At 70.0% G+C, this 22,718-nt stretch carries 20 protein-coding genes and 1 other RNA gene; 3 read left to right on the plus strand and 18 right to left on the minus strand.

What is annotated here, in order from left to right; genetic code table 11:
* Nucleotides 1-2: 2 nt before the first annotated feature.
* From ABRP18_RS13495 to ffs, 10 genes are all read right to left on the minus strand, one after another.
* Complete coding sequence (locus ABRP18_RS13495; protein ID WP_349884816.1) at nucleotides 3-920, minus strand: DMT family transporter; 918 nt, start codon at nucleotides 918-920, stop codon at nucleotides 3-5.
* On the minus strand, nucleotides 917-1,510 hold the full coding sequence (gene recR, locus ABRP18_RS13500) for a recombination mediator RecR (RefSeq protein WP_046747905.1): 594 nt from the start codon (nucleotides 1,508-1,510) through the stop codon (nucleotides 917-919). The genes ABRP18_RS13495 and recR overlap by 4 nt, the downstream gene beginning before the upstream one ends.
* Nucleotides 1,510-3,822 (minus strand): DNA polymerase III subunit gamma and tau, encoded by a 2,313-nt coding sequence (locus tag ABRP18_RS13505; protein ID WP_349884817.1) that lies wholly within the window; start codon nucleotides 3,820-3,822, stop codon nucleotides 1,510-1,512. The genes recR and ABRP18_RS13505 overlap by 1 nt, the downstream gene beginning before the upstream one ends.
* Before the next feature lie 45 nt (nucleotides 3,823-3,867).
* Nucleotides 3,868-6,375, minus strand: coding sequence for a glycoside hydrolase family 65 protein (locus ABRP18_RS13510; protein ID WP_046747903.1), 2,508 nt, complete (start codon nucleotides 6,373-6,375; stop codon nucleotides 3,868-3,870).
* Complete coding sequence (locus tag ABRP18_RS13515; RefSeq protein ID WP_349884818.1) at nucleotides 6,372-7,130, minus strand: HAD-IA family hydrolase; 759 nt, start codon at nucleotides 7,128-7,130, stop codon at nucleotides 6,372-6,374. Before ABRP18_RS13515 ends, ABRP18_RS13510 begins: the two co-directional genes overlap by 4 nt.
* Before the next feature lie 100 nt (nucleotides 7,131-7,230).
* Complete coding sequence (locus ABRP18_RS13520; RefSeq protein WP_349884819.1) at nucleotides 7,231-8,451, minus strand: acetate kinase; 1,221 nt, start codon at nucleotides 8,449-8,451, stop codon at nucleotides 7,231-7,233.
* Nucleotides 8,448-10,592, minus strand: coding sequence for a phosphate acetyltransferase (pta, locus tag ABRP18_RS13525; RefSeq protein ID WP_349884820.1), 2,145 nt, complete (start codon nucleotides 10,590-10,592; stop codon nucleotides 8,448-8,450). Before pta ends, ABRP18_RS13520 begins: the two co-directional genes overlap by 4 nt.
* Before the next feature lie 64 nt (nucleotides 10,593-10,656).
* A complete protein-coding gene (locus ABRP18_RS13530; RefSeq protein WP_052748705.1) occupies nucleotides 10,657-11,349 on the minus strand; it encodes a hypothetical protein in 693 nt (230 codons plus the stop codon).
* Nucleotides 11,346-11,954, minus strand: a complete 609-nt coding sequence (locus ABRP18_RS13535; protein ID WP_349884822.1) for a rhomboid family intramembrane serine protease — start codon at nucleotides 11,952-11,954, stop codon at nucleotides 11,346-11,348. Before ABRP18_RS13535 ends, ABRP18_RS13530 begins: the two co-directional genes overlap by 4 nt.
* A gap of 65 nt (nucleotides 11,955-12,019) precedes the next feature.
* An RNA gene (gene ffs, locus ABRP18_RS13540) (signal recognition particle sRNA small type) lies at nucleotides 12,020-12,116 on the minus strand.
* A 158-nt stretch (nucleotides 12,117-12,274) separates the two neighbouring features.
* Between ffs and ABRP18_RS13545 the strand changes: the two genes are divergently transcribed.
* The 3 genes from ABRP18_RS13545 to ABRP18_RS13555 are packed head-to-tail and all read left to right on the plus strand — an operon-like array spanning nucleotide 12,275 to nucleotide 16,722.
* The gene (locus ABRP18_RS13545; protein ID WP_061016494.1) at nucleotides 12,275-13,264 is read left to right on the plus strand and encodes a MoxR family ATPase; all 990 of its coding nucleotides are present in this window, start codon (nucleotides 12,275-12,277) and stop codon (nucleotides 13,262-13,264) included.
* Between the two features lie 10 nt (nucleotides 13,265-13,274).
* Entirely contained in the window at nucleotides 13,275-14,465 is a 1,191-nt protein-coding gene (locus tag ABRP18_RS13550; RefSeq protein WP_349884823.1) for a DUF58 domain-containing protein, read from the plus strand.
* Complete coding sequence (locus ABRP18_RS13555) at nucleotides 14,452-16,722, plus strand: DUF3488 and transglutaminase-like domain-containing protein (RefSeq protein WP_349884824.1); 2,271 nt, start codon at nucleotides 14,452-14,454, stop codon at nucleotides 16,720-16,722. Before ABRP18_RS13550 ends, ABRP18_RS13555 begins: the two co-directional genes overlap by 14 nt.
* 22 nt (nucleotides 16,723-16,744) lie before the next feature.
* Here ABRP18_RS13555 and ABRP18_RS13560 read toward each other — a convergent pair whose 3' ends face one another.
* The 8 genes from ABRP18_RS13560 to mpaA2 are packed head-to-tail and all read right to left on the minus strand — an operon-like array spanning nucleotide 16,745 to nucleotide 22,708.
* Nucleotides 16,745-17,635: a rhodanese-related sulfurtransferase gene (locus tag ABRP18_RS13560; RefSeq protein WP_046747896.1), complete on the minus strand. Its 891-nt coding sequence runs from the start codon at nucleotides 17,633-17,635 to the stop codon at nucleotides 16,745-16,747.
* Nucleotides 17,636-17,686: 51 nt separating this feature from the next.
* On the minus strand, nucleotides 17,687-18,421 hold the full coding sequence (locus ABRP18_RS13565; protein WP_349884825.1) for a hypothetical protein: 735 nt from the start codon (nucleotides 18,419-18,421) through the stop codon (nucleotides 17,687-17,689).
* Nucleotides 18,418-19,110, minus strand: a complete 693-nt coding sequence (locus ABRP18_RS13570; RefSeq protein ID WP_349884826.1) for an ABC transporter permease — start codon at nucleotides 19,108-19,110, stop codon at nucleotides 18,418-18,420. The genes ABRP18_RS13565 and ABRP18_RS13570 overlap by 4 nt, the downstream gene beginning before the upstream one ends.
* Before the next feature lie 32 nt (nucleotides 19,111-19,142).
* Nucleotides 19,143-19,865 (minus strand): ATP-binding cassette domain-containing protein, encoded by a 723-nt coding sequence (locus ABRP18_RS13575; protein WP_349884827.1) that lies wholly within the window; start codon nucleotides 19,863-19,865, stop codon nucleotides 19,143-19,145.
* A complete protein-coding gene (gene mpaP / locus ABRP18_RS13580) occupies nucleotides 19,862-21,553 on the minus strand; it encodes a daptide biosynthesis intramembrane metalloprotease (RefSeq protein WP_349884828.1) in 1,692 nt (563 codons plus the stop codon). Before mpaP ends, ABRP18_RS13575 begins: the two co-directional genes overlap by 4 nt.
* Nucleotides 21,550-22,371, minus strand: a complete 822-nt coding sequence (mpaM, locus tag ABRP18_RS13585; RefSeq protein ID WP_349884829.1) for a daptide-type RiPP biosynthesis methyltransferase — start codon at nucleotides 22,369-22,371, stop codon at nucleotides 21,550-21,552. The genes mpaP and mpaM overlap by 4 nt, the downstream gene beginning before the upstream one ends.
* Before the next feature lie 55 nt (nucleotides 22,372-22,426).
* Nucleotides 22,427-22,546 (minus strand): MpaA3 family daptide-type RiPP, encoded by a 120-nt coding sequence (gene mpaA3, locus ABRP18_RS13590; RefSeq protein ID WP_307723493.1) that lies wholly within the window; start codon nucleotides 22,544-22,546, stop codon nucleotides 22,427-22,429.
* Nucleotides 22,547-22,582: 36 nt separating this feature from the next.
* A complete protein-coding gene (gene mpaA2 / locus ABRP18_RS13595) occupies nucleotides 22,583-22,708 on the minus strand; it encodes an MpaA2 family daptide-type RiPP (RefSeq protein ID WP_257021928.1) in 126 nt (41 codons plus the stop codon).
* Nucleotides 22,709-22,718: the final 10 nt, after the last annotated feature.

The following is a 22,718-nucleotide window of genomic DNA, read 5'->3' on the forward strand; positions in this document are numbered from 1 at the left end:
CGTCAGAGCGAGGGCGGGAGCGCCTGGGGCGAGACCGGACGGAGGCGGCCGCCGGTGGCAGCGAACCAGCATCCGACGATGATCAGCGGGAAGCCGAGCAGCAGACCGGGAGTCAGGGGTTCGGCGAGGACGATGGCACCGAGGATGATCGCGACCACCGGATTCACGTAGGTGAACAGCGGGGCGCGCACCGGTCCGACCTCACGGATGAGCGCGAAGAACGCCAGGAACGCCACCGCCGTGCAGATCACTGCGAGTGCGAGAAGCGCGGCGATCGACGGCAGCGTGGGCACCTCGTGCTGGGTGAGCGCTCCGATCGGCAGATAGAAGATCCCGATCATCAGCAGGGACAGGGTGATGGTGCCGAGCGAGGGGACGTCGTTGAGCTTGCGCGCCACGATGAACGGCGCGATCGCGTACAGCACGGCGACCAGGAGCACCTCACCAGCGGCGAGAAGGCTGACCTCGCCGCCGAAGAGTCCAGGACCGGCGACGACGACCGCCACGCCGACGAAGCCGACCAGCAGTCCGATGCCGCGGGCGGGCCTCAGCACTCCGCGGTCACCGCCGCCCAGGGCGATCAGGGCGGCGAACAGCGGCACCGTCGCCACGAGCAGACCGGTCATGCCCGAGGGCAGCGTCATCTCGGCATGCCCGAGCAGCACGAAAGGCCCTGCCATCTCGACGGCACCGAAGGCGAGCACCCAGGGCCAGTGCTTCAGAGCGGCTCGCAGCGCTCCGCTGCGGATCGCGAAGGGCAGCAGCAGGAGAGCCGCGATGAGAGTGCGCCCCGCCACGATCGCCGGCGGGGAGAACGACTCGACCGCGATGCTGATGAACAGATACGGCACTCCCCACAGCAGCGCCATGGCCCCGAAGAGGAGCCAGCCGCGCCGCGAGAAGCCCGCGTTCGGGCTCACAGGATGCGCCGGCCCTCGAAGGCACGACCGAGGGTGACCTCGTCGGCGTACTCGAGGTCTCCGCCGACGGGCAGCCCGGAAGCGAGGCGGGAGACCGTGATCTGCATCGTCGTGAGCAGACGGCTGAGGTAGCTCGCGGTCGCCTCCCCCTCGAGGTTCGGGTTGGTGGCGAGGATGACCTCCTGCACCGTGCCGTCGGCGAGGCGTGTCATCAGCTGGGCGATGCGCAGATCGTCCGGACCGATGCCGGCGATGGGGCTGATCGCTCCGCCGAGCACGTGGTAGAGCCCGCGGAACTCCCTGGTGCGCTCGATCGCCGCGACGTCTTTCGCGTCTTCGACCACGCAGATCAGCGCCTGGCTGCGGCGCGGATCGCGGCAGATGGCGCAGCGCTCCTGCTCGGCGACGTTGCCGCAGACCTCGCAGAACCGCACGCGGGTACGGATCTCGCCGAGCAGCTCGGCGAGACGCGCGACATCGAACGTCGGCGTCTGCAGGATATGGAATGCGATGCGCTGGGCGGACTTGGGCCCGATACCGGGAAGCCGTCCGAACTCGTCGATCAGCTCTTGGACGATGCCGTCATACATCAGGAGAACCTCGTCGGGGGCTCGTAGGGCTCTTCGCGCACGAACGTCGCGCCGAGCACCTGGCGGATCACGGCCTCACCGTAGCGCTGCACTCCCCCGGCGGAGGGCTGGCGCTCGACGACGACCGGCGGGGCGGCGGCGACAGCGGTGCGCTGCGTCTGCGGCGCGGACCGCGCAGGAGACGCCTGCCGCGGGAGCGGCGACTCTGCGGGCGGCTCGTACGAAGGGTCGTACGGCGGCTCATAGTCGAAGGCCGGAGCCTCGTCATCGCCGGGCAGCGGGGGCTCGTCTCGGTCCACGGCACCGTCGGAGGGGGGCGCGGGAGCCGAAGCGGCAGCCTCGACCTCTTCGGGCTCGTCGTCGACGGCGAGGGGCGCCGTCGGAACCGGAGCCTGGTTCACCGGCCGCTCGGTCGCGGTCGGGATCGGCGCGACAGCCCATTCCGTCACCGCCGAGGCGGAGGCGCTGCGGGACTGCGGACGGGGGGAACCCGCTGACGCAGGCTCCGATGCGGGAGCGGCATCCGCCGGCGTCGACGCCCCTGACGGCGAGGGCTGACGCGGAGCACCTCCCGCCGGCATGGGCGCCGGCAGGTACTTCACGCGCACGCCGAGCTCGTTCTCGATCGCCGACCGCAGGTGATCGGAGGGACCGGAGCCGGGGGTCGTGCCCTTGAACTTCGCCACATCGTGCTGGCTGGTGAACCCGAGGGTCAACACCTCGGTCTCGGTGACGTAGGCAAGCGGCTGCACGGCCGTGGCCAGCAACCAAGACGTGCGGCTGATGCTCTCGAGACGCGTGAGCACCGCCGGCCACGCTGCACGGATCCGCTCGAAGGTGACCGGCCCCTGCGGTGCGGCGACCTCGGGGGCTGCTGCTTCGGGAGCGACGCCGGCGGTCTCGTCTGCGCCTCGCGCGCCTTCTCCCTGCTCGTCTGCCGGGCGCTGATCGGCAGGGGCGGACTCCGCTGCAGCAGCGGCGGGCGCCCCCGAAGGAGCGGCGGACGGAACCGACGCAGTTGGCGCTGGAGCTGGGGCTGCCGGGGGTGCAGACGGTGCTACCGCTGCCGGGGCCGGAGTTGCCGGGGCTGGAGCTGCCGGGGCTGGGGCTGCCGCGGCCGCAGCAGCAGTCGGACGGGCGGAAGCCGTGGCCGCGCGCTCGCCTCCAGCCACGGGCGCCGACGCGGCGGTGTCGGTCGCTCCGGCGAGGACGCGCGCGACCATGAGCTCGAGGTGCAGCCGTGGCGAGGTGGCACCGGACATGTCGTCGAGGGCGGCGCTGACCACATCGGCCGTGCGCGAGAGCCGGGCGGAGCCGAATGCGTCGGCCTGAGCCCGCATGCGCTCCAGGTCGTCTTCCGCGACCCCGCGCAGGACGGCGGAGGCTCCGGGCCCGACCGCCGCGATCACGATGAGGTCGCGCAGACGCTCGAGCAGGTCGTCGACGAAGCGGCGAGGGTCCTGGCCGGTCTGCACCACACGGTCGATCGCGGGGAAGGCGGATGCGGCGTCGCCGGCCGCGAGCGCGTCGACGATCTCGTCGAGCAGCGCAGCGTGCGTGTATCCGAGCAGGGCGACAGCGCGCGCGTAGCCCACCGTGACCGTCTCGGACCCGGCCGGAGCGTCCGACCCGGCGATCAGCTGGTCGAGGAGCGAGAGGGTGTCACGCGGCGAACCGCCACCCGCGCGGACCACGAGCGGGAGCACACCCTGCTCGACGATCACGCCCTCCTCGGCGCACAGCTTGGCGACGTACTCGAGCATCGCGGCAGGCGGCACGAGTCGGAACGGATAGTGGTGGGTGCGCGAGCGGATGGTGCCGAGCACCTTCTCGGGCTCGGTGGTCGCGAAGATGAACTTGACGTGCTCCGGCGGCTCTTCGACGAGCTTCAGCAGCGCGTTGAACCCCTGGGGCGTCACCATGTGCGCCTCGTCGAGGATGAAGATCTTGTAGCGGTCGCGGCTCGGGGCGAAGGTGGCCCGCTCACGCAGGTCGCGCGCGTCGTCGACGCCGTTGTGGCTCGCGGCGTCGATCTCGACCACGTCGAGCGATCCACCGCCGGCGCGCGACAGCTCGACGCAGCTCGGGCACACTCCGCAGGGCACGTCGGTCGGCCCCTCGGCGCAGTTCAGGCACCGCGCCAGGATGCGCGCAGACGTCGTCTTCCCGCACCCGCGAGGACCGGAGAACAGGTAGGCGTGGCCGACACGGTCGCCTCGCAGCGCCGTCATCAGCGGATCGGTCACCTGGGACTGCCCGATCATCTCGCCGAATGCTTCGGGGCGGTAGCGGCGGTAGAGGGCTGTGGTCACCACAACAGCCTACGGCGTGCCACCGACCTTCGGCGGGCCGAGCGGTCAGTCGATCGGTTCGATCACCGGGATCGCCGTGGTGATCACGGGAACGGACGCCGACATGCGCGTCCCGTCCTCGCGTCGGGCGTCGGCGAACTGCCGGAGGGTCGGCCGTCCGGGGATCAGCGGACCCTGATCGGCGAGCGGCACGACGACCTCATCCTCCACCGTCGCGATGTAGGCCGTGTCCCGCACGCTGAAGGGCACGGGCGGCCCGTTGCGCACTTCCACGCGGAGCTCGTCCTTCGTCACCGTCACCCTCAAGGTCGACCCCTGCCACTGCAGCGGGAACGACAGCGACGGCCATCCGGCAGGGAGCCTCGGGTCGAAGCTGAGGTCGCCGGCATAGTCGCGCATACCACCGAAACCGCACACCAGCGCTGTCCACACCCCGCCCGCCGACGCCACGTGCACGCCGTCAGCCGCGTTGTGGTGCAGGTCGTGCAGGTCGACGAACAGCGACTGCTCGAAGTACTTCTGCGCGAGGTCCTGGTACCCCACCTCGGCCGCCAGGATCGACTGCACGACGGCCGACAGCGTCGAGTCGCCGGTGGTCAGCGGGTCGTAGTAGTCGAAGTCGGCCTTCTTCTCCTCCGGCGTGAAGTGATTGCCCTGCAGGAACAGCGCGAGCACGACATCCGCCTGCTTGAGCACCTGGAACCGGTAGATCACCAGAGGGTGGAAGTGCAGCAGGAGCGGACGCTGTTCGGCCGGGGTGTTGGCGAGGTCCCAGACCTCGCGCTCGAGGAACAGCGAGTCCTGCGGGTGGATGCCGAGCCCCTCGCTGTAGGGGATGTACATCGCCTCGGCCGCGCGGTCCCAGGCCTCGGCCTCTCCTGGTCCGAGTCCCGTGCGATCGACGAGCTTCACGTAGTCCTCGGGATAGCTCTCGCGGATCTCGCGCACGACCTTGGCCGCGTAGCGGAGGTTGTAGCGCGCCATGACGTTCGTGTACAGGTTGTCGTTGACGACCGTCGTGTACTCGTCAGGGCCGGTGACGCCGTGGATGTGGAACGTGTCGATCCCGTCGCCCGCCCCGGTCTCCTCGACCAGACGCGAAGCACGCCAGAACCCGAGCGTCGCCCACAGCCGCGCGGTCTCGATCGCGATGTCCGCGCCCTCGCGGCGCAGGAACTCCTCGTCCCCGGTGGCACGCACGTACTTGCCGAGCGCGAAGCTGATGTCGGCGTTGATGTGGTACTGCGCGGTGCCGGCGGCGTAGTAGGCGGAGGCCTCCTCGCCGTTGATCGTGCGCCACGGGAACAGGGCTCCCGCCTCGTTGAGCTGGGCCGCCCTGCGCCGTGCGGCCGGCAGCATCCCCACCCGTGCGCGGAGGGCGTTGTAGGCCCACCGGGGCGACGTGTAGGTGAGGAAGGGGAGCACGTAGATCTCGGTGTCCCAGAAGTAGTGGCCGCTGTATCCCGAACCCGAGACGCCCTTGGCCGGCACTCCGGCGCCGTCGGCGCGCGCCGATGCCTGAGCGAGCTGGAAGAGGCACCAGCGGGTGGCCTGCTGCAGGTCGTCCCTTCCTCCGATCTGCACGTCGCTGCGGTCCCAGAACGCGTCCAGCCACTCCCTCTGACGACGGAACACCGTCTCGACGCCCTCGTCCGCAGCCCGATCGAGCGTGCGCCGGCACCGGTCGACCAGCTCCCTCGGGGGCACGCCACGCGACGTGTGGTAGCTGACGAGCTTGGTCACGGTGATCGGCACACCGGCCTTCGCCTGCACGCGGAAGACGTTCTTCGCGATGTCGGGCTCGACGAGCGTGCGGGCGTTGAACTCGTTCTCGGTCTCCACCACGTGGTCGGCGACCACCGCGACCGTCATCCCCGAATCGGCGACGCGGTAGGAGAGCGCAGAGCGCAGCCCGTCCTGCCAGTGCTCGGCGGGTTCCAGCACGCGATCGGCGATCTTCTCGGCCTTGCGGGGGTCGAACGCCGCGGCCTTGGTGCCGATCGGCGTACCGGCGTAGACACCGGCGCCGTCCTGCCTGTTCAGCAGCTGGCAGCTGATCGTGACCGGCGCATCCGCGTTCTCGACCACCACCTCGAGTCGCAGTACCGCGAGGTGGCGCTCCTCGAAGCTCACGATCCGCTCGTCACGCATCCGCACCCGCTTGCCCGACGGCGTCTCCCACACGACGAAGCGCTCGAGCACGCCGGTGCGCAGGTCGAGGGTGCGACGGTACTCGCGCACGTCGGCGTCGTCGAGCGAGATCGGCTCGTCGTCGACGTACACCCGCATGACCTTGGCATCCGGTGCGTTGACGATCGTCTGCCCGACCTCGGCGAAGCCGTAGGCCTGTTCGGCATGGCGGATCGGCCACGTCTCGTGCAGCCCGTTGATGAAGGTGCCGTGCTCCTGGGCGCCGCGACCCTCGATGTGGTTGCCGCGCAGACCCAGGTAGCCGTTGCCGACCGAGAACAGCGTCTCGCCGACGCCTTCCTCCGAGTAATGCGTGTCGATCAGACGCCACGGGTCGACGGGGAAGCGGTCGCGATCGATCATGCGGACTCCGGGGTCTCGGTGCGGGAGGCGGGAAGGAAGACGGCGAGGTCGTTGACGACGACGGTCGCACCGGCGGCCCGGAGGGCGTCTGCGCCCGTGCCCCGGTCGACGCCGACGACGGTCGCGAAACCGGCTGCGGCGGCGGAAGCGGCGCCGGACGTGGCGTCTTCGACGGCTACGGCGCGGGCCGGGTCGACGCCGAGGGCGGCGGCACCGGCGGCGAACATGTCGGCTGCGGGCTTGGAGGCCAGACCATCGCGCTCGGCGACGACGCCATCGACCACGATGCGGAAGAAGGAGCGGATGCCGGCGGCGCCGAGGACCTCTTCGGCGTTCTTGGAGCTCGAGACCACCCCGAGCGGGATGCCCGCCTCGTGCAGAGCCTCGACGAGGGCGAGCGAGCCGGAATACGCGGCGATGCCCTGACCGCGCAGCGATGCGGCGAACGCGGCGTTCTTGCGGTTGCCGATACCGCACACGGTCTCGGCTGAGGGGTCGTCGTCGACGTCGCCCCATGGCAGCTCGACGTTGCGACTGCGCATCAGGCTCGCCACGCCGTCGTAGCGCTTCTTGCCGTCGACGTAGTCGTAGTAATCGGCATCGTTGTACGGCGGAGTGATGCCCCATCGGGCGAAGACGTCGTCGAAGACGGCCTTCCACGCACGCATGTGCACCTCGGCCGTGGGGGTCAGCACGCCGTCGAGGTCGAACAGCACGCCGTCAGCGTGGAACAGGTCGGGCAGTGCTTCGGGCACAGAGCCTCCAGGAGAAGGGCGATCGTCGGGCCGGCACCTCTCCGTGCCACTGTGCAAGCGTAATGCGGTGACGCGCCACGGGGTAACCCCCGAGAGCGGATCAGAGCAGCTCGGCCGTCTGCCTGGCGATCTGCAGTTCCTCGTCGGTGGGCACCACCAGCACCGTGACGCGAGACGCATCCGTGGAGATGCGCCGGATGCCCCGCTCGCGCGCCTCGTTCCTCGCCCCGTCGATCTCCACACCGGCGAACCCGAGCGTCGCCATGGCCGCAGCGCGCACCGGGGCCGCGTTCTCGCCCACACCGGCCGTGAAGGCGATGACGTCCACTCCCCCGAGCTGTGCGATGTAGGCACCTGCGTACGCACGCAGGCGGTGCACGTAGACATCGAAGGCGAGGATAGCCGCGTCGTCCTCGGCCTCGACACCGGCGAGGATGTCGCGCATGTCACTGCGCCCCGCGAGGCCGGCGAGCCCGCTGCGGGTGTTGAGCAGGGAATCGAGGTCGTCGATCGACAGGCCGGCGCGGCGCGACAGGTGCACGAGCGCCGCCGGGTCGATGTCTCCGGAGCGTGTGCCCATGACCAGGCCTTCGAGCGGCGTGAGGCCCATCGAGGTCTCCACCGACCTGCCGCCGTCGATCGCGGTCACCGACGCGCCGTTGCCGAGGTGGAACACCAGCTGACGGAGCTCGGAGATGTCGCGGCCGAGGAACGCGGCGGCCGACTCGCTCACGTACTGGTGGCTCGTGCCGTGGAAGCCGTAGCGTCGCACCCGATGCTCCGCGGCGAGCGCGGCGTCGATCGCATAGGTGTAGGCGGCGGGCGGGAGCGTCTGGTGGAAGGCGGTGTCGAACACCGCGACGTGCGGCACCTCGTCGAACACCGCCCGCGCGGCACGGATACCGGCGAGGTTCGCGGGGTTGTGCAGCGGCGCGAGCACCGCGAGCTCGTCGATCTGACGTTCCACGTCGGCGTCGATGAGGGTCGGAGCGTAGAAGCTCGCACCACCGTGGACGACGCGATGCCCGACCGCGACGGGGCGGTGGTCGTCGAGCGAGGGGCCGTGAGCGGCGAACTGCTCTCGCATCACCTCGAACGCCTCAGCGTGGTCGGCGATCGGCCGCTCGCTGCGGAAGGTGGCATCGAGCATCGTCGGCACGGCATCGCCGTCGACGACGGGGCGCACGGTGTGGGCGACCGGGCTGGCCTGCTGACCGATGCGCTCGATCAGTCCGCTCGCGAGGAGGTTCTCCTGCTCGATGTCGATCAGGCTGTACCTCAGTGACGAGGATCCGCTGTTGATGACCAGGATGGCGCTCATGCCGGGTCCTCCGACTGCTCTGTCGTCCGCTCTGCTCCCTGCGCCTGGATGGCCGTGATCGCCACCGTGTTGACGATATCGGCGACGAGGGCACCACGGGAGAGATCGTTGATGGGCTTGTTGAGGCCCTGCAGCACCGGTCCGATCGCGACGGCGCCGGCCGAGCGCTGCACGGCCTTGTACGTGTTGTTGCCGGTGTTGAGGTCGGGGAACACGAATACGGTCGCCCTGCCCGCCACGGCAGAGTCGGGGAGCTTGGCCTTGGCCACTGCCGCGTCCGCCGCCGCGTCGTACTGGATCGGGCCCTCGACGGGAAGCTCGGGGGCGCGCTCGCGCACGAGAGCCGTGGCCGCGCGCACCTTGTCGACATCGGCACCGGAGCCGGACTCCCCCGTCGAGTACGAGAGCATAGCCACCCGTGGATCGATGCCGAACTGCCGGGCGGTCGTCGCCGACGAGACCGCGATGTCGGCGAGCTGCTCGCTGGTGGGGTCGGGGATCACTGCGCAGTCGCCGTAGACGAGCACGCGGTCGGCGAGCGCCATCAGGAACACGCTGGAGACCACGTTCACACCCGGCTTGGTCTTGATGATCTCGAACGACGGGCGGATCGTGTGCGCCGTGGTGTGCGCGGCGCCGGACACCATGCCGTCGGCGAGTCCGAGATGCACCATCATGGTGCCGAAGTACGACACGTCGGTCACGGTGTCGGCGGCCTGAGCGATGGTGATCCCCTTGTGCGCCCGCAGCCGTGCGTACTCCGCGGCGAAGCGCTCGACGAGGCCGGGGTCGTTGGGACTGAGCACCTGAGCCGCAGCGATGTCGATCCCCAGCTCGGCCGCCCGACCACGGATGGCCGCCTCGTCGCCGAGGATCGTCAGATCGGCCACCTCTCTCGCCAGCAGCGTCGCCGCGGCGCGGAGGATGCGGTCGTCGTCCCCTTCCGGCAGCACGATGCGACGGCGGTCCGCGCGGGCGCGCTCGATGAGTCCGTACTGGAACATCAGCGGCGTCACCACGTGCGCTTCCGCGAGCCCGAGCTGCTCCGTCAGTTCCGTGATGTCGACGTGGGCCTGGAAGAGGGCGAGCGCACGGTCGTACCGTGTTCGCGAGTCGGCGGAGATGCGTCCTCGAGTGCTCATCACCCGGACCGCCGTGTCGTAGGTGCCCAGATCGGTGGTGATGATCGGCACCGACGACGCGAAGCCGTCGAGCAGCTGCACGATGGGCTCCGGCAGCGGGAACGGTCCGTTCAGGATGATGCCGGCGATGCGCGGGAAGGTGCCGGACGAATCGGCCAGCAGCGCGGCGAGCAGCACCTCGGTACGGTCGGCGGGGATCACCACCACGGCCTCTTCGGTGAGCCGCGGCAGCACATTGACCATCGACATGCCGGCGACGACGATCGTCAGCGCCTCTCGCGTCAGCCGGCCGTCATCGCCTTTGAGCAGGGTGCCGTCGACGGCGGCGAGGATGCCGCGGATCGAGGGCGCGACCAGTGCGCGGTCCTCGGGGATCGCCCACACGGGTGTGCTCTCGGCCGGCAGGGCTGCGTGCACGGCAGCGACGATGTCGTCGAGCGCTGCGGGATCGGCGCGGTTCACGGCGACGGCGAACAGCTCCGCACGCTCCTCCGCGAGCTCGGACAGGGCGAGAGCGGCGATCTGCGCGATCGCCGCGGCCGGACGAGCCGTCGTCGTGCCCAGCTGCTCGGCCTGACGCTGTTGGTCGCGGCCGCTGAGCACGAGCAGCACCGGCGCACCGAGGTTCGCCGCGATCCTGGCGTTGAAGCCGAGCTCGGCGGGACTCGCCACATCGGTGTAGTCGCTGCCGACCACGACCACGGCGTCGCACTGCGCCTCGACGGCCTTGAATCGCGCCACGATCGTCGACAGCGCCGCCTCGGGGTCGGCGCGCACATCGTCGTAGGTGACGCCGATGCAGTCGTCGTAGTCGAGGTTCACCCCGTCGTGGGCGAGCAGGAGCTCCAGGATCTCGTCTCGTTCCGTGACCGACCGGGCGATGGGCCGGAACACGCCGACCCGCGGCGAGACGCGCATCAGGGCATCGAGAGCCCCGAGGGCGATCGTCGACTTGCCGGTATGGCCTTCGGCCGAGGTGATGTAGATGCTCTGCGCCACGGCTTCAGCTTAGGCGCGGCGTCGATGAACGCACCGAGCGTCGCACCGGATCAATTGCCTGGCGTCACTCGCACGGTCCGGACAGGGCGTCGACGACGGCCGTGGCATCAGCGCCGAACCGGGAGTAGTAGTCGCGATCGGTGTTGATCTGCACCCGATGGATCGCGTGCGACGGCTCCATCGTCTGCCAGTCGGGGAGCCGTCCGAGCCGCTCGAAGAACAGCGTCGTCGCCGTCGCGGGATCCATCCTCTGCTCGGCGCTGCCCCACCACTCCTGCTGCTGGAACAGTCCGATGCTGGTGGTGCGCGAACCGTCGGGGTTCGTGAATCCGCGCGTCTCCCAGTCGCCGTAGTCGATGTTGCGCAGGCTGCTCTCGCCCATCGCCGTCATCACACCGAGGATCTGCCCGTCCCGTCCGAAGCCGAGCGCTCCCGCCGTGCGGATGATCGTGGCGGCGTTCTCGAGCTGCTCGCCGCTCCAGCCCTCGATCCCCGCCGCGGGGAACGTCTGCGGATCGTCGATGCAGATCGGTGCGGGATCGCGCGCGAGACCGAGCGGGATCAGGACGAAGAGGCCGACGGCCACGATGAGCGCACCGGCGGAAAGCAGAAGGCGCTGCGCGATCTTCCGGCGCCGGAGGCGATTCGCCGCCTGGCGTCGAGCACCGGGCTTGCGCCGACGCTTCGCGGTTCCTCGCCGCGTCGTCTTCCTCGCCGCCGGCTTGCGCTTCGCCCGCGACGCCGGTGCGGCACTCATACGGGCAGGGCTCCGCGCTCGGCTCTCGGGCGGCGACCGACGAAGGCGGCCACGCCGCCGCCGATGGCGCCGAACAGGTGCCCCTGCCAGGAGATGCCCTCGGCGACACCGAAGACGCCGGCGAACATCGATCCCCCGTACACCCCGATCACGACCACGGCGATCACGGCGTACAGGATGCGGTGCGCGACGCGGCCGGGGGCGAACACCCGCATGACGACATAGCCGAAGTAGCCGAACACCAGCCCCGATGCGCCGACCGTGAGTGTGCCCGGCGCGTTGAACACCCAGGTGCCGATGCCGCCGACGAGCGCGACGACGGCCGTGACGGCCCAGAACCGGCGGGTGCCCTCCACGGCGACGAGGCACCCGAGCACCAGGAACGGCACCGAGTTCGCGATGAGATGCTGCCAGTTCGCGTGCAGGAGTGGCCCGAGCACGATGCCCCCGAGTCCGGAGGCGTCCCAGGAGCGCAACCCGAAGCCGGTGAAGGAGCCGGGGAGGATCGCGTCGGCGAACTGCACGACCCACATGGCGACGAGCAGCAGCACCGGTGAGGCGAATCGGCCGAGCGGGTGCTGCGCCTGAGGCGAGGTGACGGTCACCGGACGATTGTCGCAGGTGCAGCCAGGAGACGACTGAGCGTCGGACGGACCCGCCCGTCGGAAATGAAAGTGACCCTCCGCGCACCCAGCAGAGCCCGGTTACCCTTGCTGCGTTTCCGCCCTGGGGGAATTGGCCTGGATGCCGCCACGCGGAGAGCCGTCAACCATCCTAACCCGACCGGCGCCGCGTTTCGAACCGCGCTCCCCTGCGCGCCTATCCGGTGCACGCATCCTCAGGGGAACCTGCCAGAGCGGCGCATCGTGCGCAGGGTTACGATCGAGTGACGCGCACCGCAGCGCCGCGATGTGAGAGGGAACGCATGCCAGAGAACGCCCCCCTGATGCCGGTGACGATCGACGCCGAACGCTTCGCCGCGCAGACGTCGGCCATCCTCGGTTCGATCGGCCAGGTCATCGACGGGAAACCGGATGCGGTGCGCAGCGCTCTCGTATGCCTGCTCGCCGAAGGGCACCTGCTCATCGAGGACGTTCCCGGCGTGGGGAAGACGATGCTCGCCAGAGCTCTCGCCGCCAGCGTGGACGCGACGGTGCGACGCATCCAGTTCACCCCGGATCTGCTGCCGGGCGACGTCACGGGCGTCTCGGTCTACAACCCGGTCGACCGCGAGTTCGAGTTCAAGCGCGGTGCCGTGTTCGCGCACATCGTGATCGCCGACGAGATCAACCGCTCCTCCCCCAAGACGCAGTCCGCCCTGCTGGAGGCGATGGAGGAGGGCCAGGTCACGGTCGACGGCTCCACCCACCAGCTCCCCCAGCCGTTCCTGGTCGTCGCGACCCAGAACCCCCTGGAGATGGAGGGCACGTACGCCCTCCCCGAAGCGCAGCGCGATCGGTTCATGATGCGCATCTCGATGGGATACCCCGACGCCGCGGCCGAGGCCCTCATGCTGCGCCAGCGGGACGTGGTGAGCCCGCTCGCCGCCGTCTCGCCCGTCGCCGATGCATCCTCGATAGCGCAGCTCATCGCATGGGCACGGTCCGTGCACGTCGCGCCGGCCCTCGAGGAGTACACGGTCGCCCTCGCGCAGGCGACGCGCAACGACCCGAACCTCCACCTCGGCGCCAGCCCCAGGGCCACGCTGCAGCTGGTCAGGGCGGCGAAGGTGTGGGCGGCGCTCGACGGCCGCGACTACGTGATCCCCGATGACATCACTGCCCTGCTCATCCCGGTCCTCGCGCACCGTCTGCTTCCGGCGCGCGGCGCACATCGCACGGGAGCCCAGCCCGTCGAGGCCGCTCTCACCCAGATCGTCGAGCGGGTGCGCGTACCCGTCGCGACCCGTTCCTGACACACCGATCATGCGACGACGACGAGCCCTCACCGGTCGCGGCGCCGGAGCGCTCGTCGCCGCGCTCTGCTGCATGATCGCCGCGAACCTGCTGGGCACCCGCATCCTGCTGTACCTCGGCGTGCTGCTGGCGGCGGTCACGCTCTTCTCCCTCCTCGCCGTCAGGCTGCCCCGACGATCCGGCACCGTCACGCGGCAGATCTCCACCGATCTGCTGACGGTGTCCGAGACGTCCCGCGTGACCGTGCGCTTCTCGCTGCGCGCGATCCGCGTCCCCCGCGGGCTCTGGCACGATGTGCTCCCCGACGCGGTGTCGGGCGACTCCGGCGGCGAGTATCCTCCGGAGAACGGGCAGCTCAGCTACCTGATCACCGGTGTCAGAAGAGGCGTCTGGCCGTTGGGTCCGCTGATGCTGCGCACCGTCGACCCGTTCGGGCTGGCCCAGCGTGAGCAGGCGTTCGGCGAGACCCGGAGCGTCACCGTGGTGCCAGAGGTGTTCACCCTCGCCCCGCTCGCCGTGCGGGTCGGGGCGGCCGGGGGGACAGCGCACACCTCATCGACCAGGCTCGGACAGGGCAGTGACAACCTCTCGCCGCGCGGCTACATCCCGGGGGATTCGATGCGGCGCATCCACTGGCGTGCCACGGCACACCGCGGTCAGCTCATGGTTCGCCAGGAAGAGGAGGAGTCCAGCCCCGACGCGGTGGTCGTGCTGGACCGGAGCGGGCGCCGCTGGGATACCCAGGGGAGCGACGTCGATCCTGCCTTCGAATCCGCCGTCTCGCTGTGCGCTTCCGCGGCCGTGCATCTGGCCTCCGAGGGGTACAGCGTCGACGTGATCGACAGCGCAGGCACGTTGCTCGGCGCCCTCCGCGGGCACGAGGACGACCGCGACAGCCTGCTCGCAGCGCTCGCGATGGTCACGCCTCGCGGGGAGAACCGCGACCTGATGGCACTCATCGGAGGCACGCCTCCCGGACCGCTCGTCTACATCACCGGGCGCCTCGATGAGGAGGACGCCACACTGCTGAGGTCGGCGGGCGCCGCAGCGCCGATGCTGTTCAGCACCGAGCTTCTTCCGGGGGCCACCGAAGCGGCGGCACGTCATGGGTGGACCGTCGCGCCCCTCGGCGAGGACATCTCGGCCGCGTGGGAGGATGCCGTCTCCGCACGGATCGGAGTCGGCGATGTTCCGCGCTGAGCACGCCCCGCCGAGCCCCGCCGCCGTCGAGCGCAGGCCGGCGTTCTGGCACCGCGACCACGACGATCCCCCCGGGGCCGTCGGTCCCGGCGCGCTCGCGGCGACGGCGGCACTCGTGGCCATGTGGCCGTTCACCTCGGTGATCGCACCCGGGGCGTGGTCGTTCACCGTGATCGCGGTCATCGTCGCCGTGGCCGGATCGGGAATGCTCGCGCGGCACCTGCTGCGTCGCCGGGCTGCCTGGGTGCAGGACCTCGCCACGCTCGCTGTGCAGATCGTGGTCGCCGTCGCCGTGGTGACGCTGCTCATCGCCGGCGATACGGCTCTCTTCGGCATCATCCCGACATCGGAGACCGCGACGCTGTTCGGCGTGCTGGGCGCCTCCGCGGTCGAAGCGGTCGTGTTCGGGTCCGCTCCTCTGGACCCGTCCCCCGGCCTCGCGGCCGCGATGGGCGTCGGCTTCGCGGTGGTCGCCATCCTGCTCGACCACCTCGTGGCGCACCGGTCGGCCGTGCTGGCGGTGCTCCTGACCGGAGTCGTCGGCGCGGTGCCGATGATCGTCACGCTCGGCGACACCAACGTCGCCTGGTTCGTGCTGTTCGGCGTGATCGCACTGCTGCTGCTCCGCTACACGGCCAGGAAGCATCCCGAGTCCCCTCGCCGTTCGTCGACGTCTCTGGCTGTGGCGGTGGGGGCTGCCGCGCTTGCGACGACCGTGGCCATCGCCCCACTGCTTCCCGTCACCGCGAGCCTCGCCGGCAACGGAACCGGGGTGACCGTGGACGCCTCGCTGCGCCTCGGAGACGATCTGCGACAGCCGAACCCGGTCGAGGTGCTCACGGTGGCCGCCGAGGGCGAGACCGCGCCCTACCTGCGCCTGACCACCCTCTCCCGCTTCGACGGCCGCGTCTGGCAGCCCGACGACAGCGATCTGCAGGCGCAGGACGACGGGTTCGGGCCCCCGGAATGGGCAGAGGACATCGCGACGGAGGAACAGAACACCTCGATCAGGGTGCTGCGGATGTCGAGCTCCTGGCTACCCGTGCCCTATCCCGCAACCGCCGTGCAGGGCCTCAGCGACGCGTGGCGGATCGCTCCGGACAATCGCACGCTCTACTCCCGGGGCGCGGACGCCGTCGGCAACGACTACACGGTCACCTCCACGCGGCTCATCCCCACCCTCGAACAGATCAGGGCGGTCGATGCCGCGTCGCCGGTGGTCGAACCCGACGCCGAACCGGTCGAGCTGCCGGGCATCATCAGCGAGCTCGCCGACGATGTGACTGCGGCCGCGAGCACGGACTACGACCGGCTCGTCGCGCTGCAGAACTGGTTCCGCTCGCAGTTCACCTATTCACTCGAGACGCCGGTGGAAGAGGGCTTCGACGGGACGGGAGCCGACGCCGTCGCGGAGTTCCTCGACGTCCGCTCCGGATACTGCGTGCATTTCGCCGGGGCGTTCGCTCTGATGGCGGAGAGCCTCGACATGCAGGTGCGCATCGTCGTGGGGTACCTCCCCGGCTCCCTCACCGACGAGAAGCGCGGCAGCGAGTCGGTGTTCTCCGTGACCAGCGACCGGCTGCACTCCTGGCCGGAGGTGCTGTTCCCCGGCATCGGATGGGTGCCCTTCGAGCCCACCGCCTCCCTGGGCGTGCCCACCGCGTTCCGTCCCGGAGCGACGCAGGGCGGCAGCGCCGGAACCCCGTCGACACCCGCTCCGACCACGGCGCCGCAGGCCGAGGAGACGTCCGGTCCGGAGATCGATCGCAACGACGCCGGAGGCGACTCGGCCAGCAGCGACGAGCTGCGTCGCCTCGACCCGACGCCGGTCGTCTTCACTGCGTTCGGCGTCGCCGTGGTGCTCCTGCTTCCTGCGATGATCCGCCTCGTGGAACACCGCATGCGCCTGAGCAGAGCGCGCCGAGGGGACTCCGCGGCTGCATGGGCCGAGTTGCGGGATACGCTGATCGACCTGCAGATCCCCGTCTCGGACGCCGACACCCCCCGAGTGCGCGCAGCCGGCCTGGTGGCACAGCATCAGGTCCCTGCCGAGGCGATGCGGCAGCTCACGGACGCGGTCGAGCGCTCGAACTACGCCCGCGCCGACGAGAGGGCCGACGATCTCTCCGAGCCCCTGAAGGAGGTGCTGACCGGATTGCGTCGGAGCGCCGACCGCAGGACGAGGGTGCAGGCGGTGGTGCTGCCGCGTTCCCTGTACGCTCCGCGAGCCGCCGAGCCGGGCGTGACGACGGCCTGAGCAGTGCCGCGGTGCCGACCGCTCAGGCGGCGTGAGCGGTGCAGCGCACGGCGTCGCAGCCTTCGCAGACCACGAACTGCGATCGACACGACAGATCGGGGCAGTTCGCGGTGCGCTTGGTCGGCGCGCCGCACCCGACGCATTCCCCGATGACGGCTGCGTGGTCGGAGAAGTCGACGGACCCTCGACCATCGAACACGTAGAGCGATCCGTCCCAGAGCCCGTCGTCGCCGAACTTCTCGCCGTATCGGACGATGCCGCCTTCGAGCTGATACACCTCACCGAACCCGCGGGCCGTCATCAGGCTGGAAAGCACCTCGCAGCGGATGCCACCGGTGCAGTACGTGACGACGGGCTTGCCCTTCAAGTCGTCGTAGACGCCGGAGTCGAGGAGCTCGACGAAGTCCCTGGTGGTCTCGGTGTCGGGCACGACGGCCCCGCGGAAGCGCCCGATCTGCGCCTCGAGGGCGTTCCTCCCGTCGAAGAACACCACGTCGTCGCCGCGCTCTTCCACGAGCCCGTGCAGTTCCTCCGGGGTCAGCCGGGTGCCGCCGCCGACCACACCGTCCTCGTCGACGCGAAGCTCCCCCGGTGCGCCGAACGACACGATCTCGTCACGCACCTTGACGCTGAGCTTCGGGAAGTCGAGGCTGCGACCCTCGGCGTCCAGACCGGTCCCCTCGCTCCATTTGATGTCGGCACCGGCGAACGGGCGGTATGAGCGGAACGAACGCAGCCACTTCTTGAGCGCGGTGATGTCGCCGCCGAGCGTGCCGTTGATGCCGTCCTTCGAGATGAGCAGGCGTCCGCGCAGGCCGAGTGCCTCGCCGAGGTCACGCTGCCAGACGCGCACGGCATCCGGGTCGGCCAGAGGGGTGAACGCGTAGAAGAGGACGATCTTTGGTGTTGCCACCTAGGGATTTTACGTCGTCCGCCTGCGCCACCCGTATCCCCCGTCGCGCGGTCATCTCACGTCGCGGGAAAGGAAAGCGGCTCCTCCCGCGATCAGTGCGGCGAGCACCCATCCGGCGGAGACCAGGAGAGCGACAGGCCCGGTCAGCTCCTGATGCGGTGGGATCCCCACCGCGCCCATGTCGAACCGGAAGCCTTCGAGCAATGCGAGAAGCGGCAGATACGCGGCACCGGTGCTCCAGAACATCGCGACGATGACCGCCACCCCCATCGAGAGAGCCGAGACGAAGAGTGCCGCGAGGTGGGCTTGCACGATGAGTCCGATCCCCATGCCCCAGAGGGAGGCGAGCGCGCCGAGCACGAGGGTGGAGAGAAGCACCGACCACTCCACCGGGAGTCCTCCCATGACGATCGTCAGCGCCGAGTGTCCGCCGAGCACGGCCGCGAGCGCGACCACGGCACCGCCCACCGCGCACGTGATCGTCCTGACCAGGAGCATCACCCACCGTCGCTGCATCGTCAGACGTTGCGCGACCACCCCGTCCCGACGGTCGATCGTGTACCGGAACGAGCCGTAGACGGCGGCGAGGATCCCCGCGTAGGTCGCGAGGACGGTGCTGAGCGGGGCTGCGAGCTCCACGTGGGCGTCGACGGAGGCGTTCGCGACCTCGGACGGGATGCTCGCCGCCAGGGTGAGCGACATCGCGAACGCCGCGACCGCGACCCCGAGGAGGACGACATCGCCCGCGAGGCTGCGCGCCTGAGCCCGCAGAGCCCGACCGATCACGCAGCGCTCCGGCGCCCTCGCACCCAGGCGATCGCGAGCAGCCCGAGCGTCCACGCGAGCCCGACGGCGACGGCAGGGGCGAGCTCCAGCAGCCTGCCCTGATACCCGGGCACACCGATGGCGGCGATGGCCATGCCGGGCGAGAACTTCGCGACCTCCGGCGCCGTGCGCAGCAGTGCGGACTCCAGCGCCATCGGGAACACGAGGACGATGATCGCCGTGGCGTAGTAGTTCTGCGTGATCCAGCCGATCGCGCCGCCGATGAGCGCACCGAGAATCGTGCCGACGAGAGCCCCCGCGTAGATGCGCCAGGCTTCCTGGGTGAGGGTCGGAGCCACACCGTCCTGAACGAGGAAGACGAAGACGCCCGCGGTCCACAGCGCGAAGACACCGAGCGACAAGGCGACGGCCACTGCCACGCCTGCCACGAGTTTTCCGCCGAAGGTTCGCGGGAACCCCACTGCCGTGAGCGTCCTGTCCATCGACGCGTAGTAGTACTCCCTGGTCACCGCGTAGGCGCTGACGAACGCGGCGGAGATCACCGACCACGCCAGCGGCTCGAGGAGACGAGAGGTCGCCACGCCGGCGGCGACACCCTCGAGGTCGAAGCGCGACCCGTCGGAGAAGAGCACGAACAGCGGCATGAGCACCGCGACGAGGTAGACGGCGAGAACCGAGGGACCGCTCACGGACCGCAGCATCTCCCCGCGGATGACACCCCTCATGCCGATGCTCCCTCGACGAGATCGAAATACCTGCTCTCGAGCGAGTCGACGTCTCCCGCCACGAGCTCGCTGAGCGGGCCGGCGAAGAGCGCGCGACGCTTGATGACCACGACCTGGTCGACGACCTGTTCGAGTTCCGGGAGCTGATGGCTGGAGACCAGGACCGTCCCTCCCCGCGCGACGAAGTCACGGAGGAAGCGGCGGAGCCAGCGGATGCCGTCGGGATCGAGGCCGTTCGCCGGCTCGTCGAGGATGAGGGTGCGTGGAGAGCCGATCAGCGCGGCCGCCAGCCCGAGTCGCTGCGTCATGCCCGTCGAGAAGGCCTTCACCCGACGACGGGCATCATCCGCGAGCCCGACCTCTTCGAGCACCTCGTCCACGCGTCGGCGGGGCGCTCCGGCTGCGAGTCGGCAGATCTCCAGATGCCGCCGCGCGGTGATGCCCGGTTCGAACCCGAAGCCGTCCATATGCACTCCGACGCGCGACGCCGGATCGCGCAGCGCCGCGAAAGGCTCCCCGTCGATCAGACAGTCGCCGCTCGTGGGCCTGAGCAGACCGACGATGGCCCGCAGGGTCGTCGATTTGCCCGCGCCGTTCGGCCCGAGCAGACCGACGATCGAACCGCGCGGCACGGCGAACGACAGGTCCTCGACCGCCGCCCGATGCCCGAACCTCTTGGTGAGCGCTCGCACCTCGATCGCAGGCTGGTTCGTCTTCATTGCCTCTCCTCCTCTTCTGCCCACAGGGGCGACAGCGGCGCCATCACACCCCGCGTCCAGATCATCTGCCACACGTTGGTCGTTCCGAGGTCGATACGGGCCTGGCCGGTCGACGGGAGTCTCCGCTCCGGCATCTCCACGTCGACGGTCCCGACGACCACGGCGGGAACAGTCAGTCCCTCGGCCCTGACGGGGAACAGGGCGTCCACGGGAACCGTGATCGGTTGCGGCGGCTGGGGGCGGACACTGCCCACCCCCAGCGGTTCGTTCATGAGGATGCCGCGACTGCTCAACAGCACGCGGGCGCCGTCGGGCACCTCGACCGCGGTCCTTTCGCCTCCCTGGACGAGGCTCACCCGACCGTCGTCGGCGACGAACCCGAACGTCGCCGTGGCGGGAACGGGCAGCAGCGTGCCGGTGATCACGACCGCCGCAGCCAGGGCGACACACACTCCGACGAAGCGGACTCGGGAGACACCGGAGCGCAGCACGCGGGAGAGCGCGCGCACCAGCAGGCCGCAGCCCACCAGGACGACGACGGCTTCGAGCGCGACCACGAACAGACCGAGCACCGGTCCCCCGTCGGCGAACGCGTGCACCGTCCTGGTCACCACGAGCACGACCATCACGACCGGGGCGAGCAGGCTCGCGAGACCGAACGGCACGCTCCACCACGTCTGCACGCTCCGGTTCACCGGCGCTCCGCCGAACAGCCGGCGGCTCAGCGCGTTCGCACCGTCGCTGATGGTCCTGCCACGGAGGTTCGGCGTGTCGAGGGCGTTCATCAGGGCGATGTAGCCGTCGAATCGCACGAACGGGATGAGGTTCACGAGCACGATGACGACGCAGGACGTGGCCAGAAGCAGCAGCACGTCTCTGACTGTGGACCGGGGCGCGGCGAGCGCGAGCAGCACCGCGGCCGCCGCCACGACGCCGTGCACCGCCGGACCTGCGAGCGCGACGGCCACGCGGTGTCGTCGGTCGGCGAGACGCCATCCGTCCGTGACGTCGACGAAGAACGCGGGTGTGAGATAGAAGATCATGAACCCGGCTCGTCGGGGACTGCCGCCGAACCTGGTGAGGGTGAGCCCGTGAGCACCCTCGTGGAGCAGGGTGATGAGCGAGAGCAGGACGATCAGCGTCAGCACCGCACCCAGCGGCAACGGCCGGGTGAGGACGTCTCGCAGGTCGCCGGCCTGCAGGATCGCGGCCACCAACCCGGCACAGAAGAGCACGGCCACAGATGCCACAAGCACGCGAGAGGACGGGCGGAAGACTGCGCCGTCGAGACGTGCGAAGAGGGTGGGCGCGCGAAGGGTCGCGAATTGCAGGGTGAACGGCGGCCGGTAGCTGATGCGCCCGGGTGCGCGCTTCGCACCGCCCTCGAGCAGTCCGTTGTCCCGGAACCGTCCGACCAGTCGCAGAAAGCTCTCCGGCGATTCCGACGCGGCGAACCGTCGGTGCAGGGCCTGCACCGTGGTCCCGCCGACCATCGCCGTCAGCAGTTCGATGACCGCGGGCGACACCCTCGACGATGGCACCCCGTCGACGACGGCGATCCACGCCGCGTCCTCGCCCGTGCTCTCGAAGACGACACCGTGGGCCAGCAGCGGGCAGGTGTCGGCTCCCAGCGGCTCCGTCGCCGGGGATGCCCTCCTACGGGAGAGCTTCCGAAGAACCGCCGTCATCCCGTGCCTCCCGGGGAGCGACCTCGCGATGTCGTGAGCAGGAGGATGTCCGTTCCCCCCGGCGAACGGACGGGAGCGACATCGGGCGCGGCGAATCCCGCCTCGACGAGTTCGCTCGACAGGACCTCGTGACCGAGTACGTGCAAGCGGCTGGTGAGCACGGGCACCGATGCACCGGCGTCGATGTCGGACGCTCGAACCCAGTTGACCACGCGGACGGCGCCGCCTTCCTCGATCTGCTGCGAGAAGAGATAGGTGTCCGTTCCGGCGGGTCCGGGGACCGTGATCTCCTCGTCTCTCGCCGACGCCAGGCTCTCCGCGGCGGCGCCACCCGCGACGGTCAGGGCGAAGACCCCGTCCGGGGTGAGGTGCTCATGCACGCGCGCGAACAGCAGCGATCGATCCTCGCGGTCGAGCAGGGTCACGGATGTGGCTCCGAGCACGATGAGCCCGTAGCGGCGTCCGAGGTGGAAATCGCGCATGTCCGCGACGATGCAGTCGAGCCTCGGGTGGTCGGGCATCGCACGGCGGAGGTGCGAGAGCATGTCTCGCGAGGTGTCGATCGCGGTCACCTGCTTGCCGGATCTCAGCAGCGGGATCGTCAGTCGCCCGCTCCCCGCCGCGATGTCGAGCACGGGGTCGGCGGTGACTCTCGCGAGCCCCAGCACCTCGCGGACCTCCACGCGATCAGGGCCGACGAGCCGCTCGTAGAAGTCCGTCCCCGCCCCGGTGTACAGGTCGAGCGGCTGCGCCACGGCATCGGCGGCGTCGAGCAGTGCCGACACGGTGTCGGTGATCAGGTCTGGCATTCGGTTCATGGCCTCTCTGGGATCGGAGGGGAAGTGCGGGCGAGAGGACCCGCCCGCACTCCGGTCAGGTCGCGATGGCTGCCGCCCCGCCGATGATGGCGATGATGTAGCTCGCGTGCTCCCACCATTCGGTGGGCGCGTCGATCTGTTCGAGTTCCGAGAACTCCAGCGACGTCGTCTGCACAGTGCACCTCCTTCGATTGGTCCGTTCGGCAGCTGTCTAGGTCAGAGCGAGAATTCCGATGATGACGCCCACGGCGAATCCCCGCATGTAGTCATCGGTGTCGTTCAGCGCGTCCATGGCTTCGAGCTCTGTGAATTCGAGCGTCGGCATTGCGGCTTGCATGTTTCCTCCT

Source organism: Microbacterium sp. WHRI 7836, assembly GCF_040223885.2.
In the GTDB taxonomy this organism is placed as follows: Bacteria; Actinomycetota; Actinomycetes; order Actinomycetales; family Microbacteriaceae; genus Microbacterium; species Microbacterium oxydans.